Source organism: Agromyces sp. NPDC055520, from assembly GCF_053619715.1.
This window is the reverse complement of the sequence record NZ_JBSHJY010000011.1, coordinates 13,765-30,946: the sequence shown is the minus strand read 5'-3', so window position 1 is coordinate 30,946 and position 17,182 is coordinate 13,765. Positions and strand designations below refer to the sequence as shown.

Sequence of the window (17,182 nt, the reverse complement as noted above, 5' to 3'; positions counted from 1 at the left end):
CGGCCAGTCGATCGCCGATCTCGCGCGGTGCGTCGAGCGCGACGGGGCCCTGCGAGCGAGCGGATGCCGCGGCATCCACTCTGCTCGTATCTCTCTCGCCGCTCGTTTCGAACGCCGGCGCGAGGAGTTCGAGCAACGCCTGCAGCTCGGCGGTGCTGCCGCCGAGTGCGCGGCCGATCGTGTGCAGGGTGGCGGTGGAGGCGCCGTGCCGGAGGGCGGTGAGCATCGCGTCTTCGAGTTCGCCGGGCTCGCGCAGCACGACCCGGGGCGTCGCTCCGAGCTGCAACTCGGTGGGGGAGCGCCACACGAAGGGCAAGAGCGGATCGATGCGCGGTGACATGCCGAGAGCATGCCCGAAACGCGCCCGGCCCCGCAGAATCCCTCCACAGGCCGCCCCGCGCCCCGTGATCTGTGCCGCGAACGGACAGTAGATGCCGCCTCTGGTGCGTAGAGGCGGCATCAACTGCCCGTTCGGCGAAGGGGTGAGTCGTGTTGGTGCCGGTGTCGCGGTGGGCAGGCGGGCGGGTCAGGGGGTCGGGCGGGTCAGGGGGTCGGGCGGGGCAGGGGGTCGGGCGGGTCAGGCGGGCGGGGGCTCGCCGGGTTCGCCGTTCTCGCCCGGAGCCGCGGGCGTCTCGCCGCGAAGCAGCTGCTCGAGCGCCTGGTCGAACTCGTCGTCGGCCTCGGCGGTCTCTGCGCCGGTCAGCCGGGCGATGAGCGCAGTCGGGTCGTCGAGGTCTTCGGCGGTCGGCAGCAGGTCGGGGTGCGACCAGAGCGCGTCGCGCGCCTCGACGCCGACGGCGTCGGTGACCGCGCGCCACATGGCCGTCGCCTCGCGAAGGCGTCGCGGCCGCAGCTCGAGGCCGACGAGGGTCGCGAATGCCGACTCCGCAGGCCCGCCCGTTGCGCGACGGCGCCGGATCGTCTCTGCGACAGCGCCCGACTTCGGCAGCCGCGTCGTGGCGTCGGCGGTCGCGGCGTCGACCCAGCCCTCGACGAGCGCGAGCATCGTCTCGAGGCGGGCGAGCGCCGCCTGCTGCGATTCGCTCTTCGCGCGGATCAGTGCGCCGTTGACGACGGCGTTGCGCAGCTCGTCGGTGTTCGTGGGGTCGAAGCCCTCGGCGAGTTCTTCGAGTCGCTCGGTGTCGATGTCGATGCCGTGAGCGAACGCCGTGATCGCCGTGATGAGGTGCAGTCGCAGCCAGCGGGCGTGTCGGAACAGGCGCGCGTGCGCGAGCTCGCGCACGGCGAGGTAGAGCTCGACCTGATCGGCGGGGATGTCGAGGTCGGCGCCGAACTCCGCGGCGTTCTGCGGCAGGATCGCGGCACGGCCGTCGTCGAGCAGCGGGATGCCGACGTCGCCGCCCGAGACGACCTCGGTCGCGAGCTGGCCGACGACCTGCCCGAGCTGCATCGCGAAGAGGGCGCCGCCGATGCCGCGCATCATGCGGCTCGCGCCCTCGATCATCGAGCGCATCTCTTCGGGCGCCTGATCGCTCATGACGCGGGTGAGCGCATCGGAGATCGAGAGGGCGACGGGCTCGGCCAATTGCGACCAGATCGGCATCGTCGCGGCGACCCAGGCCCGCCGCGTCAAGAGTTCGGGCGCGCTCGGCAGGGCGCCGAAGGCGACGGCCTCGTCGAGCCACAGCGAGGCGACCTGGAAGGCCCGATCGAATCGGGTGCGCTCGTCGTCGGAGACCTGCAGCTGGCCGGCGGCGGCGCGCTCTTCGCCCTGCTTCACGGCGACGTTCCAGTCGATGCCGTCGTCGGCCTTGTTCATCGCCTGCTGCAGCTGGGCGAACAGCGCGGAGAGGCTCGCCGGGTCGTTCGGCAGCCCGGCGGCGCCGACGAGACTCGACGGATCGATGCCGCCCGCGCCCGAGAGCAGCTCGCGCAGCATCTCGCGGAACTCGTCTTCGGGGTTCCGGTCGCCCTGCTCGTCATGCCGATCGGCCACAGTGGCCACCTCCTGGTCGCGTCTGGTTCAACCGTAACGCCGGGGCACGGAAGAGTGTCTGGGAAATGGCCTAGGCTGGGCGTTCCGGGTGTCCGCCCTTCGCGAACAGTGCCCGCATTCGCGTTCGAACACCGCCGGAAAGGGCAACGGTTGAGCATCTTCGACGACGAGACCCCGCTGTCGGAGGATTCCCGTTGGCGGTCCGACCCCACGACCGGGCGTCGGCGCCTGCGCGAGCGCATCGGCGGATGGGCTCTCGGCATCGCGATCGTGATCGGCATCGTGTTCGCGTTCATGCCGACGCCGTATGTGATCGAGCAGCCCGGGCCCGTCTACGACACCCTCGGCAGCGCGAAGAACAGCTCCGACGAAGAGGTGCCGCTCATCGAGATCCCCGACGAGCGGACCTACCCCACCGACGGCGAGCTCAACCTGCTCACGGTCTCGGTCGTCGGCAGCCCCGGGCAGACGCCGAGCTGGCTCGAGGTGCTCGCCGCCTGGTTCGACGACACCCGCTCGGTCATGCCCGTCGAGGCGATCTTCCCTCCCGGCGTGAGCACCGAAGACCGCGATGCGCAGAACCAGGCCGCGATGGTCGACTCCCAGCAGGACGCGATCGCCGCAGCGCTCGTCGAGCTCGACTACGACTTCCCCCGCGAGGTGACGGTCGCTGCCCTGCTCGAGGGCTCGCCCGCCGAGGGCATCCTCGAAGAGGGCGACGTGATCGTCTCGTTCGACGGCACCGAGGTGCATTCCATCCGCGAATTGCAGACGGCGGTGCGAGAACACGGTGCGGATGCCTCGGCGCAGGTCGACATCGTGCGCGACGGGCAGCCCCTGACGGTCGAAGTGACGCCGATCGAGCGCGACGGCATCGCCGTGATCGGGGTCGGCGTGCGCATGCACTACGAGTTCCCGATCGACGTCGAACTGCAGCTCGACAACGTCGGCGGCCCGAGCGCCGGCATGATGTTCGCGCTCGGCATCGTCGACAAGCTCACCCCCGGCGCCATGACCGGGGGCGAGATCTTCGCAGGAACGGGCACGATCGACTCCTCCGGGGATGTCGGGCCGATCGGCGGCATCCGTCAGAAGCTCTGGGGCGCCGAGCGCGCCGGGGCCGCCTGGTTCCTCGCCCCTGAATCGAACTGCGACGAGGTCAGCGGCAACGTGCCCGACGGCGTCACCGTCTTCGCGGTGTCGACGCTCGACCAGGCGCGCGAGATCGTCGAAGACGTCGCCGACGGCGAGCTGACGGGGTCGTACCCGTCATGTCCAGCCTGAACAGGCGATTCTGCCCCGCGTGAACAGGCGATTCTGAACAGGCGATTCAAAGGAACGCGACTCTAGGATGGAATCCCGATCCCATCCCGACCGAACATGAGGCCGAGAGTGTCAGCACAGCCGCAAGAACCGAGGATCCAGCGCCGGCGCGCCCCGATCGCGATCACGATCGGCGTCGTCGCCGTGCTCGTCATCGCGTTCTTCGCCTTCGCGAGCATCTACGCCGACGTGCTCTGGTACGACCAGCTCGGCTTCCTCTCGGTGCTCACGACGGAGTGGATCGCGCGCATCGTGCTCTTCCTCATCGGCTTCGTCGCCATGGCGCTGCCCGTGTGGGGATCGATCCAGATCGCCTATCGCTCGCGGCCCGTCTACGCGAAGTTGAATTCGCAGCTCGACCGCTACCAAGAGGTCTTCGAGCCGCTGCGCCGCCTCGCCATGTACGGCATCCCCGTGGTGCTCGGTATCTTCGCGGGCGTCTCGGCGTCGACCCGCTGGGAGCTCACGCTCGCGTGGCTGAACCGCACGCCGTTCGGCTCCACCGACCCGCAGTTCGGCTTCGACATCGGCTTCTTCGTGTTCGAGCTGCCGTTCTATCGCGCGGTCGTGGGCTTCGCTTCTGCCGTCGTGATGCTTTCGGTGCTGCTCGTCATCGCCACGAACTACCTCTACGGCGCTCTTCGGGTGAGCGGCCGCGAGGTCGTCATCTCGAAATCGGCGCGCATCCAGATCGCGGTGACCGCCGGCATCTACCTGTTGCTGCAGGCCGTCAGCATCTGGCTCGACCAGTACGCGACCGTGAGCGAGACCGGCTCGCTCATCACGGGCGCCTCCTACACCGATGTCAACGCCACGATTCCGGGCCTCGGCATCCTCTCGGCCATCGCAGCGGTCGTCGCCGTGCTCTTCTTCATCACCGCGATCCTCGGGCGCTGGCGCCTGCCGCTCGTGGGCACCGCGCTGCTCGTGGTGTCGAGCCTGCTCATCGGCTCGCTCTATCCGTGGGTCGTGCAGCGGTTCCAGGTCGACCCGAGCGCCCGTTCGCTCGAAGAGCCCTACATCCAGCGCAACATCGACCTCACGCGTGACGCGTACGGCGTCGCCGACGTCGAAGAGATCCCGTTCGAGGCGAAGACCGACGCCGAGCCCGGTGCGCTGCGCGAAGACGCTGCGACGACGGCGAGCATCCGCCTGATGGACCCGCTCGTGATCAGCCCGGCGTTCCAGCAGCTCGAGCAGTTCCGCCAGTACTACCAGTTCCCCTCGGCGCTCGACGTCGACCGGTACCAGATCGACGGCACCTCGCAAGACACGATCGTCGCTGTGCGCGATGTGAACCTCTCGGGCCTCGGCGACGCAGAGACCTGGTTCAACTCGCACCTCGTCTACACCCACGGCTACGGTCTCGTCGCGGCCGCCGGCAACCAGCGTTCGGTCGACGGCCAGCCGGTGTTCCTGCAGTCGGGCATCCCGTCGTCGGGCGTGCTCGGCGAATTCCAGCAGCGCGTCTACTTCGGCGAGTCATCGCCCGCGTACTCGATCGTCGGCGGACCGGAGGGCACCAAGCCGATCGAGCTCGACTACCCGTCGGGCACCGAGGGCGCCGACCAGACGCAGACGACGTTCGACGGCGACGGCGGGCCGAAGCTCGACAACGCCTTCACGAAGCTCGTCTACGCGTTGAAGTTCCAGTCCGAGCAGATCTTCCTCTCCGACCAGGTCAACACCGACTCGCAGATCCTCTATGACCGCGACCCCGTCGAGCGCGTGCAGAAGGTCGCCCCCTACCTGACGCTCGACACCGACACCTACCCCTCGGTCGTCGACGGCAAGATCGTCTGGATCGTCGACGGCTACACGCTCTCAGACCAGTACCCGTACTCCAACAAGGTCAGCATGAGCGACGCGATCGCCGACAGTGAGACCCCGGCGTCGACCCTCGCCTTCGACGAGGTCAACTACATCCGCAACTCGGTGAAGGCGACGGTCGACGCCTACGACGGCACCGTGACCCTCTACGCGTGGGACGACCAGGATCCGATCCTGCAGACCTGGCAGAAGGTGTTCCCGACCACGATCGAACCGATGTCGAAGATGTCGGGCGATCTGATGAGCCACGTGCGCTATCCCTCCGACCTGTTCAAGGTGCAGCGCGAGGTGCTCGGCCGCTATCACGTGACCGAGGCGATCCCCTTCTACTCGCGAGAAGACGCGTGGACGACCCCGAAGGATCCGACGGCCGACGCCGGTAGCACGCTGCTGCAGCCGCCGTACTACCTGACCATGCAGATGCCGGGTCAAGACGCCCCGAGCTACTCGCTCTACTCGACGTTCATCCCCGAGGCGAAGGGCGAGCAGAGCCGAAACGTGCTGCGCGGCTATCTCGCGGTCGACGCCGATGCCGGTGCGACCGACGGCAAGCGGGCCGACGGCTACGGCAAGCTCAGGCTGCTCACCCTGCCCGAAGACGACAACGTGCCGGGCCCCGGTCAGGTGCAGGCGAAGTTCAACTCCGACCCCACCGTGTCGGCATCGCTGAACCTGCTGAAGCAGGGGCAGTCCGACGTCATCAACGGCAACCTGCTCACGGTGCCCGTCGGCGGCGGCCTGCTCTACGTGCAGCCCGTCTACGTGAAGTCGACCGGCGGCACGAGCTACCCGTTGCTGCAGAAGGTGCTCGTCGCCTTCGGTGACCAGATCGCCTTCCAGGACACGCTCGACCTCGCGCTCGACGTGCTCTTCGGCGGTGACTCCGGTGCCGACGCCGGCGACAACGAGGTCGATCCCGGTGCAACGCCGCCGCCGACCGACGGAGGCGACGGCGGGCAGACGCCTACGACGCCGACCGAAGAGGTGCAGGCGCTGCTCAACCAGGCCTCGCAGGCGCTGAAGAACAAGCAGGCCGCGCTCGCCGAGGGCGACTGGGCCGCCTACGGTGCAGCGGATGCGCAGCTCGCCGAGATCATCGCGAAGCTCATCGAGGCCACGAAGCCGAGCGAGGGCCAGTGACGGCTGGCGACGGGAGCAACGGCGGCGACGAGAGCAGTACCGCCGAAATGAGCACGGACGCCGAAATGAGCACGGACGCGAACGTGAGCAGCGCCGGTGACATGGTCATCGACATGCGCGGCGGCGACTGGCTCGACGACAACCTCGCGAGCTGGGACGAACGCGTCGCCGTGCACGTCGCTTCCGAGATGTACGACCGCACGCGACTTCGCGAGGGCGGCGACCAGCTCGACCCGATCGTGCGCGAGACCATCATGCGGCTCTACCCCGAGGGGCTCGACGGCGTGCGGGTGCTGCACCTGCAGTGCCACTTCGGCTCCGACACCCTCTCGCTCGTGAATCTCGGCGCCACGGTCGTCGGCCTCGACTTCTCGTCGAAGGCGATCGCCGAGGCGCGTCGCATGGCCGACGAGCTCGGAGTGTCGGACCGCGCCCGATTCATCGAGGCGAACGTGTACGACGCCCGCCACATGCTGCCCGAGCCCGAGTCGTTCGACCTCGTGTTCACCTCGTGGGGCACGATCGGCTGGCTTCCGGATGTCGCGGAGTGGGCGCGCATCGTGTCGTGGTTCGTCAAGCCGGGCGGCCGTTTCGTCTTCGCCGACGGGCACCCCGCCGCCCTCGTGTTCGACGGCGACGGGGGGCCCGGCGGTCTGCCGGTGTTCGCGTACCCGTATTCGAACGAGCAGCCCGACATCATCGACGACCCGAGCGACTACGCCGACCCCGAGGCGTCGCTCACCAATGTGCGCACGTGGGAATGGATGCATCCACTCGGTGAGGTCTTCACCGCCCTGCGCGAGGCCGGTCTCGACATCGAGACCTTCACCGAGCACGACCGGGTGCCGTGGCGCATCTTCCCGGCGACGGTCGAGCTCGGCGACGGCATGTACGGCTGGCCGGCCGAGCAGTGGCTGCCGCTCTCATACGAACTCGTCGCGGTTCCGCGCGCCCGGCGGTAGACGGCACCCAACCGTAGCGGCCAGCGGCCAGCGGCCGCGACCGACATCTGAATCTGCCGGCCACGGCCGCTGTCGTGCTCACGAATCAGCCGAGCGGACCCTCGTCGGCCGAGCGCAGCGCGTCGCCGAGCGCTCCGCCGAGCTCGTTGCGGTAGTCGCCCGAGAGGTCCCACCACATCGCTCCGCCGTAGCCCTGGGCCGCGAGCCATTCCGCCTTCGCGGTGACCGAGTCGGGGTCGTCGAGGCTCCACCACTGGCCGCTCGCGGCGTCGAAGCGCCACGAGGCGCCGAGCGCGGGGTCGAAGTAGCCGGTGCCGACCGAGCGGATCTCGTAGTACGGCTTCGTGCCGATCGAGGTGACCGCGGGGTCGGGGGTCCACCCGGCACGGTCGCCGACCGTCACCCCGGTCCAGCCCTGCCCGTACGCTGCGAGGCCCACGTTCAGCTGGTCGGGCCGAGCGCCGCCCGCGGTGTAGAGCGCAACGGCGTTGTCGATCGCGAGACCCCAGTTGTTCGCGCCGTCGGCGTGCAGGTTGCCCTGGTGACCGGTGTTGCCGGTCCAGCCGCCCGCGTAGTCGTAGCCCTGCACGTTCAGCCAGTCGATCGAGGCGAAGAGGCGGGCGGTGTTCCATCCGCCCGCGTTGGTGTTCCAGCCGCCCGCGGGGCCGAATGCGGTGAGCAGGTACTCTTCGCCGGTCTCGGCGCCGTAGGCATCGAGCTGCGCGCGGAACTCCTCCATGAGCGCGAGGAAGTTCTCCTTGTCTTCGGGCTTCGCGTTCGCCGTCTCGCCGCCGTTGACGGGCCACTCCCAGTCGATGTCGATGCCGTCGAAGACACCGGCTGCGGCGCCGGGGCCGCCGAGGGTGCCGACCTGCGGCAGGTCGCCCTCGAGGTAGACGTCGATGCACGACGAGACGAGGGCGGCGCGGCGCTCGGGGGTCGATGCCGCCTCCGAGAAGTTGTCCGACCAGGTCCAGCCGCCGAGCGAGATGAGCACCTTCGTGTCGGGGCTGACCTCCTTGAGCTTCTTCAGCTGGTTGAAGTTGCCGGCGAGGCGCTGGTGCTTGTTCGCCTTGTCCTTCCTGCCGTCGACCGAGTCGTCGGCCGAGACGAGACGCAGGTAGTCGTTGTACGCATCGCCCTCGCCCGCCACGTCGGTGATCTCGCACTTCAGGTTCGCCGTGACGTTGCCGAACGCGTAGTTGATGTGGGTGACGTCGTCGATCGCCCCCGTGCGCAGCAGGTCTTCGATCTGGTAGTCGCGGGTGACCGGGGTGTCTGACATCAGGTAGCCGACCGAGCGGTAGCCGTTGATGGCGCTCGGGCCCGCTGCATCCGCGTGGCTGTGGTGGTCGTGGCCCGTGCCGTGACCGTCGTCGTGGCCGTTGCCCTGCGCGAGCGCGGGGGAAGCCGCCGCGGCGGCGACGAGTGCAGTGGCGGCGGCCGCGACGGCCGCCCCGCGAAGCAGATGGCGTGGTGACATGAAATCCTCATCGATCGTCGTCGGGGGCCGTGCTGCGCCCCGTGGGGTGAACCGGTTGCGCCGACGCTAGCAACGTCGAGCAGAGTTTGGAAAGAGTCTTAACAAAGAATGGGGGAATGGCTGCATGGTTGCGCGGGATCGTTGCGGAATCCTCCATCGATGCGGGTCGGCTGCGCGGTCGCCGCACCGTGCTCGACGCCGCACGTCACGAGCCAGGCGAGTGGATGTCGCGGGGCCCGTGCGCGATTCGCTCGACGCTGTTTCTCGTGCTAGAGTTTCTTCTTGTGCCGCGGGGTGGAGCAGTTCGGTAGCTCGCTGGGCTCATAACCCAGAGGTCGTAGGTTCAAATCCTGCCCCCGCAACCAAGCGGTAACGAAGAAGAGGCCGGGACTGAAGAAATTCAGTCCCGGCCTCTTCTGTTTTCTCGTCTCATTCCACGAGCGTCCGGAAGACTTCGTACACCATGAACGCCGGCCAGAAGATGCCTTGGAAGAACGCCCAGATGAACGCCCAGAACGCATCGGCCTGCTGAAAGAAGAACACCCAGGCACCGATGATGCCGAGCCCGTAGATCGCACCGCCGCCGGCGAAGCATCCCGCGTTTGAGTTCCTGTCAGTCATCTCGACCTCCTTGGGCCACACCATACGCCGATGGTCGTCGCAGGACCATGGGTTACCCCACCGCATCGGCCGCCGCGAGCACGTTGCCGACGAGATCGGCGGGTTGTCATGACCGAAAGGAGATGGCCCGCGTCGCGGTTGCGCTCGGCGACATGCTCACGGCGGCGCTCGCGGACACCCGCATCACGTGGTCGTTCCGCGTGCTCGCGGGCGATCCCGCGAGCGCGTTGTCCCGATTGGCCGCCGAGGTCGATTCGCGGATGCTCGTCGTCGGCACGAGGCGGCACGGGGCCCTTCAACGCGTCGAAGAGTTCTTCGCAGGCTCGGTGGCGAAGTCGCTCGCGATGGGGCAGGACCGCCCGGTGCTGCTCGTACCCCTGTCTCGAACCGCCGTCGACTGAGTGCGGCACCATCGCGAACGCACTGACGAAAGAGCGCGGAGCGAGCACGACTGAGAGCGAGCGAAACGGTGCCACGGAGGAGTCAGGGGAAGCAGCAGGTTCTGCTGTCGCTCAGCTTCGCCTCATAGCGTGGGCATCGTGGCCACCTCGTCGACCCCCTTGTCGCACCGCTCGATCGTCATCGCCCCGGTGATCGCCCTCGCGGCGGTGGTCGGCCTCGCAGGGTGCGCGTCCGCGGTGCCGACTCCGGGGTCGACCGCGGCATCCGTGTCCGCCGGGTCATCCGTGCCCGCCGATGTCAACGACGCCGACCTGCATTTTCTCGGCATGATGACTCCGCACCACGAGCAGGCCGTCGTGATGAGCGACATCGTGCTCGCCGCCGACGGCGTCTCAGCCGCGACGCTCGACCTTGCCGAGCGCATCAAGCAGGGACAGTTGCCCGAGATCGACACGATGGTCGGCTGGCTCGGCGACTGGGGTCGCGCGAGCGATCTCGACGTGCATCGCACGCACGTCATGGGCGGCATGCTGACACCTGAGCAGATGGCCGCATTCGAGGCGGCGAACGGTGCAGAGGCCGAACTGCTCTTCCTGACCGGGATGCTGCAGCACCACGAAGGCGCGATCGCGATGACGCAGGACGCGATCGACAACGGCGGGTACCCCGACTCGGTCGCCCTCGCCGAGCAGATGATGCGCGTGCAGTCGGCCGAGATCGACGAGATGCGGGCGCTTCTCGCCGAGCGCAGCTGAACTGCCCGTACGTCAACGCGCGGCACGGGTGTGCCGTTCGAGCTCGTGCTGATCGCGATGGATCTCATCCTCGTGCTGCGAGGGCCGACGACGCCCCGGCCGTCGGGCTACTCGTGAGCACGACGAGTCGGCCGGTCGCCCGGGTCATGGCGACGTAGCGGTCGACCGCGCCCTCGATGCCGGCACCGAACGAATCGGGGTCGACGAGCACGACGAGGTCGAACTCGAGTCCCTTCGACAGCTCGGGCGTCAGCGAACGGATGCGCGACCCGGCACCGAACCCGTCGGCGTCGAACCCGCCGGCGTCGAACCTGCCGGCACCTGCGGCACCCGATAGATCGGCGCCCGCGCCGCCGAGCGCGATGACGCACCCGACCCCTTCATCGTGCTCGGCGAGCCAGCCCGCGACGATGCCGTCGAGCTCGGTGAGATCGCCGTAGGTGACGGGCACGCCGCTGCGGCGCACCGAGGTCGGCACGTTGGCGTCGGGAATCGCCGCCCTGATGACGGGCTCGGCCACGGCCATGATCTCTTCGGGCGTGCGGTAGTTGACGGTGAGCGAGGCGATCGCGACACGGTCGAGCCCGATGCGCGCGAGGCGCTCGCCCCACGGCTCGGTGAAGCCGTGCCGGGCCTGCGCACGGTCGCCGACGATCGTGAAGCTGCGTGACGGGCATCGCGCGAGCAGCATCTGCCACTCGGCATCGGTCAGCTCCTGCGCCTCGTCGACGATGACGTGGGCGAACGGCCCGGCGAGTTCGTCGGGTGCCGTCTTGGGCGCCTCGGCCTCGTCGACGAGCGAGTTCCGCAGATCCTGCCCGCTCAGCATCGTCATGACGCCCTCGCCGTCGTCGTGCACCTGGGCTTCGATGAGGGTGTCGATGACGCGCGACATCTCTTCGCGCTGCGCCGCGAGCGCGTCGGCGCGCCGCCGTCGCAGCAGGGCGGCGTCGGGGTCGCCGATGCGCCGTCGCGCCGCGTCGAGCAGCGGCAGGTCGGCCGCCGTCCACGCGCGGGCGTCAGGCCGCTGCAGCGCCCGTACCTCGTCGCCGCCGAGCCACGGGGCGCAGGCCGCGAGATACGCGGGCACCGACCACAGGTCGCCGACGACACCTGCGGGGTCGAGCAGCGGCCATGCGCGGTTGAAGGCCGTGCGCAGTGCCGGGTTCTGCTGCAGCGAGCGCCGGATCGCTCCCTCCGCAGCGTCGACCTCGTCGTGATTCGACTCCAGAATGCCGATCAGCGAAGCCCACACCTCGGCCCGACCCTCGTTGTGCGGCGTGCCCGCCTCGGGTGCGTCGAACGCCTCGGCCCAGTCGGCGGGGTCGAGCCACACCTCCGCCCAATCCGTCTCGACCGCCATTCCGTTCGCGGGCGGCCGTTCGTAGTGGTCGACGGCCGCCTCGACCGCCGTCACGAGTCGCGCCGATGCCTTCAGACGTGCGGCCGCGGCATCCGTCTCGACCATCGCGGCTGCGCCCTCGGGCACGAGATCCCGCAGCGTCGCGGTCTCGACGCCCTCTTCGCCGAGGCCGGGCAGAATGTCGGCGACGTAGTCGAGGTAGGGCTGGTGCGGGCCGACGAAGAGCACCCCGCCACGGCGGTGCGCGAGTCGCGCGTCCGAGTAGAGCAGGTATGCCGCGCGGTGCAGGGCGACCACGGTCTTGCCGGTGCCGGGGCCGCCGTCGACGACGAGGGCGCCGCGCGAACCCGCCCTGATGATCGCGTCCTGATCGGCCTGGATCGTCGCCAGCACATCGCGCATGCGCGGCGATCGGGTGCTGCCGAGGCTCGCGATGAAGGCCGACTGGTCGTCGAGCGCCGCGCGCTCCTCGAGACCCTCCGGCGTGAAGACCTCGTCCCAGTAGTCGCTGATGCGCCCGCGCGTCCAGCGATACCGGCGACGGCTCTCGAGGCCCATCGGGTCGCCGTGCGTCGCCGCGAAGAACGGCTCCGCCGCGGGCGAGCGCCAGTCGACGAGCAGCCGCGTGCCGTCGGCGCCGTTGAGCCCGAGCCGGCCGATGTACACGGGCGCCGCGGCATCCGTCGCGACGATGCGACCGAGGCAGAGGTCGAGGCCGAAGCGGCGCAGCGTGCGCAACCGCCCGGTGAGCCGGTGGATCTCGAGGTCGCGGTCGAGCGCCGCCTGGCCGCCGCCGCCGGGTCGGCGGCGTTCGGCATCGAGCCGGCCGGAGGCGTCGGCGATCGAGTGCTCGAGGCTCGCCGCGATGGCGGCGAAGTGGCGTTCGTCGTCGGCGATGAGGGCCGGGTCGGCTTTCGCGGCGAGGCGGTCGGGCAGGTTGAAGACGGTGTCGGTCAGGGGTCCTCCTGCAGGTTGCGGCGAGTGGGATCGAGAGAGGGCGGCGAGCGGATGTCGCGGCTCGCGCCTCGGCTCGGCCGACCAGTATGCGCCCACGAGGGGGCCTTGCGGCAAGCCCCCCTGCCCGCGATATCCTGAGAGTGGAGAGCACGAGTGCTCTCCATTTCCACGCCCGGTTTCCGTGCCCGGTGCTCGTGCCCTGACGCGCGGCCGGCGCTTTCACTCGGAATAGGTGATGACCCCCACCGCGGCCGGTCGTAGCTTGTGGTCGCGGGCCGACCTCGACGGTGCGCGGATCGGGGGCCCTCATGCGATGGACGAAGCGGCGATCGAAGCCGGCACCTGACGCAGCGGCCCTCGGCGCGGCGCACGCCGGCGCGGGAGCCGCGGCATCCGGGGCGCTGAACGGTGACGTGCCCGCCCCCGACCGGCACCGCAACGCCTTCATCCTCATGGGCCTCGGCGGTGGTACCGTCGTGATCTTCGGCATCGCGGCGATCTCGGGCATCTTCGCGCCGGTGTTCCTCGCCTTCGTGCTGACCATCTGCGTGCACCCGCTGCGGCTCTGGCTCGAGCGTCGCGGCGTGCCGAGAGGGCTCGCTACCGGCTCGGTGATCCTCGCCGTGACGCTGCTGCTCGTCGTCCTCGGGTACGCCATCCTCGTCGCGATCGGCCAGTTCGGCTCGCTGCTGACCGAGTACAGCTCGCAGATCGCCGACTTCGGCAAGTCCATCGCGACGTGGCTCGGCTCGATCGGCATCGACTCCGACGAATTGCACGCGATGTCGGCCGACTTCGACCCGTCGACCCTGCTCGGATTCCTCGGGGGGCTCGTCGGCGGCATCACCGGCTGGATCTCGGGCCTCGTGATCATCTTCACGATGCTGCTGCTCATGGCGATGGACGCGGCGTTCCTGCCGCACCTGCACCGCCAGCTGCAGCCCGTGCGCCCGCTCATCGTCTCAGGCTTCGTGAACTACGGCGACAACGTGCGCCGGTACATGATCGTCACGACGGTGCTCGGCCTGGTGCAGGGCTTCGTCGACTTCATCGCGCTCGTGATCCTGCAGGTGCCCGGCGCGTTCATCTGGGGTCTGCTCGCCTTCATCTGCTCGTTCATCCCGAACATCGGCTACTTCCTCGCGCTCGTTCCGCCGATCGTCTTCGGCGGGCTCGTCGGCGGGTGGCCGACCGTGATCGCCGTGATCGTCGTCTACGGCGTCATCAACGCCGTGATCCAGTCGGTGATCCAGCCGCGCGTCGTCGGCAAGGCGGTGAGCCTCAGCCAGACCATCACCTTCTTCTCGGTGCTGTTCTGGGCCGTCGTGATCGGGCCGATCGGGGCGGTCCTCGCCATTCCGCTGTCGCTGCTCCTGCGTCTGCTGCTCGTGGACTCGAACCCGTCGATGGCCTGGATACGGCCGATGATCGGCGAGCTCGACGAGACGAAACAGATCATGGCCGAATCCGACGCCGAGTCGAAGGCGGCACGCCAGGCGCGGAAGGCGGCGAAGGCGGCGAGTCATTCCGCGTAGGTGTTGTCGTCAGGCACGAGGAGCAGAAGATGGGGAACGCCATGGACTACACCGACAGGCTCCGCCGACTCGCGATCAACGATGAGCGCCTCGAGGAGGCCGAGATCGACACGGCTGCAGACGGCCCAGGACGACTCGATTCGAGATCGCTCGCGCTCGCGAGGATCGCCGCGCTCGTCTCGGTCGGCGGCGCGGAGCCGTCGTTCGGTGCCCAGGTCGACGCGGCGATCAGCGCCGGCAGCACAGCGGCGCAGATCGTCGACGTGCTGGTCGGCGTCATTCCCATCGTCGGGCTGCCGCGCGTCGTCGCCGCGGCCCCGAAGGTCGCCCTGGCGCTCGGCCACGACCTCGACCTCGACTTCGACCTCCCCGACGGGGGCAGCTCGCGCTAGCGGAGCCTCACGGCCCCGAGCCGAGGAGGCCGAGCTGCGTCGCACGGTCGACCGCCTCGCTCCGCGCCGAGACACCGAGCTTGCGGTAGATCGATCCGAGCTGCGAGCTCACGGTGTTGCGTGAGACGAACAGCCGTTCACCGATCTCCCGAACCGAGAGGTGGGTCTGCAGATACGGCAGCAGGCGAAGCTCTGCGGGGGTGAGGGGCGGACCGCCCTGCCCGCCCTGCTGCTCGCTCGCGGCCATGAAGCGACGGAAGTCGTCGACCTGGTCGACGAGCGTGCCGAGATCGGGCCGGATGAGCAGGATGTCGTCGATCTCCCGGATCAGATGATGGGCGGTCGCGTGATCGGCGATCGCCCAGTGGACCTTGGCGAGCTGCAGCCGTGCCCGCACGGCGAGGTACGGGATCGCCTCGGTGCAGGCGGGGCGCGCGCGCATCGCGCGAGTGAGTTCTCGGCGCACGGCGACGAGATCTCCGCGGTGGAGCGCGAGTCGCGCGGCCTGGGTGAACCCGAGCACCGCGGTCGCATAGTCGTCCATGTGCTGTTCGTCGATGGCGGCGAGTGCGACCGTCGTGTGGGCTTCCGCGTCGGCCCATCGTGCGTCGTCGATCGACAGCGAGGCGAGCTCGGCCGCACAGAGGATCAGGCCCTCCGCGTTCCCCGTCGCCGACGCGATCACCAGACTCTCGCCGAGTGCCGTCTCGGCGCCCGCGACGTCGCCGATGAGAAGTCTGGCTTCACCCAGGATCTGCAGCGCCTGGTCCCGCCAGGGACTCCAGCTCGGTTCGGCAACGCACGCGAACTCGGCGTCGGCCAGCGCCTGTGCGGGGCCGGCGGGGCACATCGCCGAGCGGAGCATCGCGCGCGCGGACTCGAACGACGCCGAGCCGTCGTCGGGCGACCCCTCGTACGAGAGGCGCTCGAGGACGGAGGCCCATCGCGCCGCCTCCGTCGACTGCCCCGAGAGCGCCGTGACCCACCCGGCCAGCACGGCCAGGGGCGGGTAGGCCTCGATCGCCGCGTCGCCGATCATCGTCATCCAGCGCTGCACGGTCGCGAACTGTCCGGCCTGGTAGCTCGGCAGCGCCGCCGCGGCGATCAGTCGAGCGGTTCGTTCCCGCTCGTCGGGCTGGTCGAGCAGGAGTTCGATCGCCATCGCCGGCGAGCCGTGGCGTTCGAACCAGTTCGCCGCGCGAACCTGGAGCCCGGGAAGCACCTCGGGTTCGAGTCGACGGAGTTCGCCGAGCAGGAACTCGCGGTAGAGCGCGTGATAGCGGTACCAGCCCCGGCTGCGGTCGAGCGGCACGATGAAGACATTGGATGCATCGAGCTCCTGCAGCACCGACTGGGCGTCGTGCGTCTCGAGGATCGCGTCGCAGAGGGGTGCTGCGAGGGCATCGAGCACCGCTGTGCGACGGAGGAACCGCTGCAGGTGCTCGGGGAGGGTGACGAGCGATTCCCGGTAGAGATAGTCGGCGACGTATCGGTCCTCTCCCGAGACCGCCTTCGGCGCCTCGCCGACCTCCTCCGCGATCGCCGCCGCCAGCACGATGCCGACCGGCCAGCCTTCGGTGCGTTCGACGAGTTCGACCGCGTCTTCGGGCGAGAGCGGCAGCTGCGTGCCGGCGAAGACCGCGCGGGCGCCGGTCTCGTCGAGGGCCAGGTCGCGCGCGGTGATGGTGAAGGCCTCGCCGTCGGCGCGAGCACGCGGCACGTGCCATTGCTCGCCGCGGCTGGCCGCGACGAGTTGGGATCCAGCGGGGATTCCCGCGAAGACGACGCTCAGCACGTCGTGGCATGCCGGGTCGCGGATCTCCTGCAGGTCGTCGAGCATGAGCACGAAAGGCTGCGGCGAGTGGCGAAGCGCGGCGGCGAGCAGCGGCGCACCACGGCCGAGCAGGGTGGCGGCGTGCCCCGTCACCCGGCGCGGCAGTCGTGCCGCGCCGGGTTCGGTGCGGGCGAAGGCTTCGGCGAGGAGCGTCAGCAGCGCGGCGGGGTCGTCGTCGTATCGGTCCAGCGACACCCACACCACCGCTCGAGGCTCACTGCTCGCCCACTCGGCGAGCAGACTCGACTTGCCGTATCCGGCGGGAGCGGTGACCCCGACGAACCGGCGTCCGCTCGAGCGCGCCGCCTCGATCTGCACGGCGCGACTGACGTATCCCCGGGTCGGAGATTCCGGGGCTGAGAGCTTGGCGTCGAGCAGTTGCTGTTCGAGCTCGACTTCCGGCGTCTCCGCCGGCGGGGCATGACCGCGCACGGTCGAAGCATATTGACCCTCGGGCCGCGCAACAACGTCCACGTGCGGGTGTGTCGAGATGCGGCACCCGCGGCGGACACCACGATCCGACGGCCGTCAGAGCGTCTGTGCGGCGTCCGTCGGCTCGTTCCGCGTATTCATGCGAAATGAATGATGCCCCGCGAGCCGTTCAGCGCCACGCTGACGAGTGTTCAAC

At 69.4% G+C, this 17,182-nt stretch carries 12 protein-coding genes and 1 tRNA gene; 8 read left to right on the top strand and 5 right to left on the bottom strand.

Going from position 1 to position 17,182, the window contains the following annotated elements; genetic code table 11:
* Positions 1–577: 577 nt before the first annotated feature.
* Entirely contained in the window at positions 578–1,900 is a 1,323-nt protein-coding gene (locus ACWGST_RS07130) for a zinc-dependent metalloprotease (RefSeq protein WP_452046007.1), read from the bottom strand.
* A 207-nt stretch (positions 1,901–2,107) separates the two neighbouring features.
* On the opposite strand from ACWGST_RS07130, the gene ACWGST_RS07125 reads away from it, so the two are divergent.
* The 3 genes from ACWGST_RS07125 (at position 2,108) to ACWGST_RS07115 (ending at position 7,212) form a co-directional block, all read left to right on the top strand.
* Positions 2,108–3,241, top strand: coding sequence for a YlbL family protein (locus tag ACWGST_RS07125; protein WP_452045965.1), 1,134 nt, complete (start codon positions 2,108–2,110; stop codon positions 3,239–3,241).
* A 96-nt stretch (positions 3,242–3,337) separates the two neighbouring features.
* Complete coding sequence (locus ACWGST_RS07120; RefSeq protein ID WP_452045964.1) at positions 3,338–6,250, top strand: UPF0182 family membrane protein; 2,913 nt, start codon at positions 3,338–3,340, stop codon at positions 6,248–6,250.
* Positions 6,251–6,315: 65 nt separating this feature from the next.
* Positions 6,316–7,212, top strand: a complete 897-nt coding sequence (locus ACWGST_RS07115) for a class I SAM-dependent methyltransferase (RefSeq protein WP_452045963.1) — start codon at positions 6,316–6,318, stop codon at positions 7,210–7,212.
* 85 nt (positions 7,213–7,297) lie between these two features.
* Here the strand turns inward: ACWGST_RS07115 and ACWGST_RS07110 are convergent, their stop codons facing one another.
* Positions 7,298–8,695, bottom strand: a complete 1,398-nt coding sequence (locus ACWGST_RS07110; RefSeq protein ID WP_452045962.1) for a glycoside hydrolase family 18 protein — start codon at positions 8,693–8,695, stop codon at positions 7,298–7,300.
* 288 nt (positions 8,696–8,983) lie between these two features.
* Here ACWGST_RS07110 and ACWGST_RS07105 point away from each other — a divergent pair.
* A tRNA-Met gene (locus ACWGST_RS07105) sits at positions 8,984–9,060 on the top strand.
* A gap of 64 nt (positions 9,061–9,124) precedes the next feature.
* On the opposite strand, the gene ACWGST_RS07100 is transcribed toward ACWGST_RS07105, so the two are convergent.
* Entirely contained in the window at positions 9,125–9,316 is a 192-nt protein-coding gene (locus ACWGST_RS07100) for a hypothetical protein (RefSeq protein ID WP_452045961.1), read from the bottom strand.
* Between the two features lie 122 nt (positions 9,317–9,438).
* Here ACWGST_RS07100 and ACWGST_RS07095 point away from each other — a divergent pair, with 122 nt between their 5' ends.
* A complete protein-coding gene (locus ACWGST_RS07095; protein WP_452045960.1) occupies positions 9,439–9,717 on the top strand; it encodes a universal stress protein in 279 nt (92 codons plus the stop codon).
* Positions 9,718–9,855: 138 nt separating this feature from the next.
* Positions 9,856–10,473 carry a DUF305 domain-containing protein gene (locus tag ACWGST_RS07090; RefSeq protein ID WP_452045959.1) on the top strand — a complete coding sequence of 206 codons (618 nt, stop codon included), beginning with the start codon at positions 9,856–9,858 and terminating at the stop codon, positions 10,471–10,473.
* Positions 10,474–10,537: 64 nt separating this feature from the next.
* On the opposite strand, the gene helR is transcribed toward ACWGST_RS07090, so the two are convergent.
* Positions 10,538–12,793, bottom strand: coding sequence for an RNA polymerase recycling motor ATPase HelR (helR, locus tag ACWGST_RS07085; protein WP_452046006.1), 2,256 nt, complete (start codon positions 12,791–12,793; stop codon positions 10,538–10,540).
* A 308-nt stretch (positions 12,794–13,101) separates the two neighbouring features.
* Here helR and ACWGST_RS07080 point away from each other — a divergent pair, with 308 nt between their 5' ends.
* Positions 13,102–14,328: an AI-2E family transporter gene (locus ACWGST_RS07080; RefSeq protein WP_452045958.1), complete on the top strand. Its 1,227-nt coding sequence runs from the start codon at positions 13,102–13,104 to the stop codon at positions 14,326–14,328.
* 29 nt (positions 14,329–14,357) lie between these two features.
* Complete coding sequence (locus ACWGST_RS07075; protein WP_452045957.1) at positions 14,358–14,720, top strand: carboxymuconolactone decarboxylase family protein; 363 nt, start codon at positions 14,358–14,360, stop codon at positions 14,718–14,720.
* 7 nt (positions 14,721–14,727) lie between these two features.
* On the opposite strand, the gene ACWGST_RS07070 is transcribed toward ACWGST_RS07075, so the two are convergent.
* Complete coding sequence (locus tag ACWGST_RS07070; protein ID WP_452045956.1) at positions 14,728–16,986, bottom strand: LuxR C-terminal-related transcriptional regulator; 2,259 nt, start codon at positions 16,984–16,986, stop codon at positions 14,728–14,730.
* Positions 16,987–17,182: the final 196 nt, after the last annotated feature.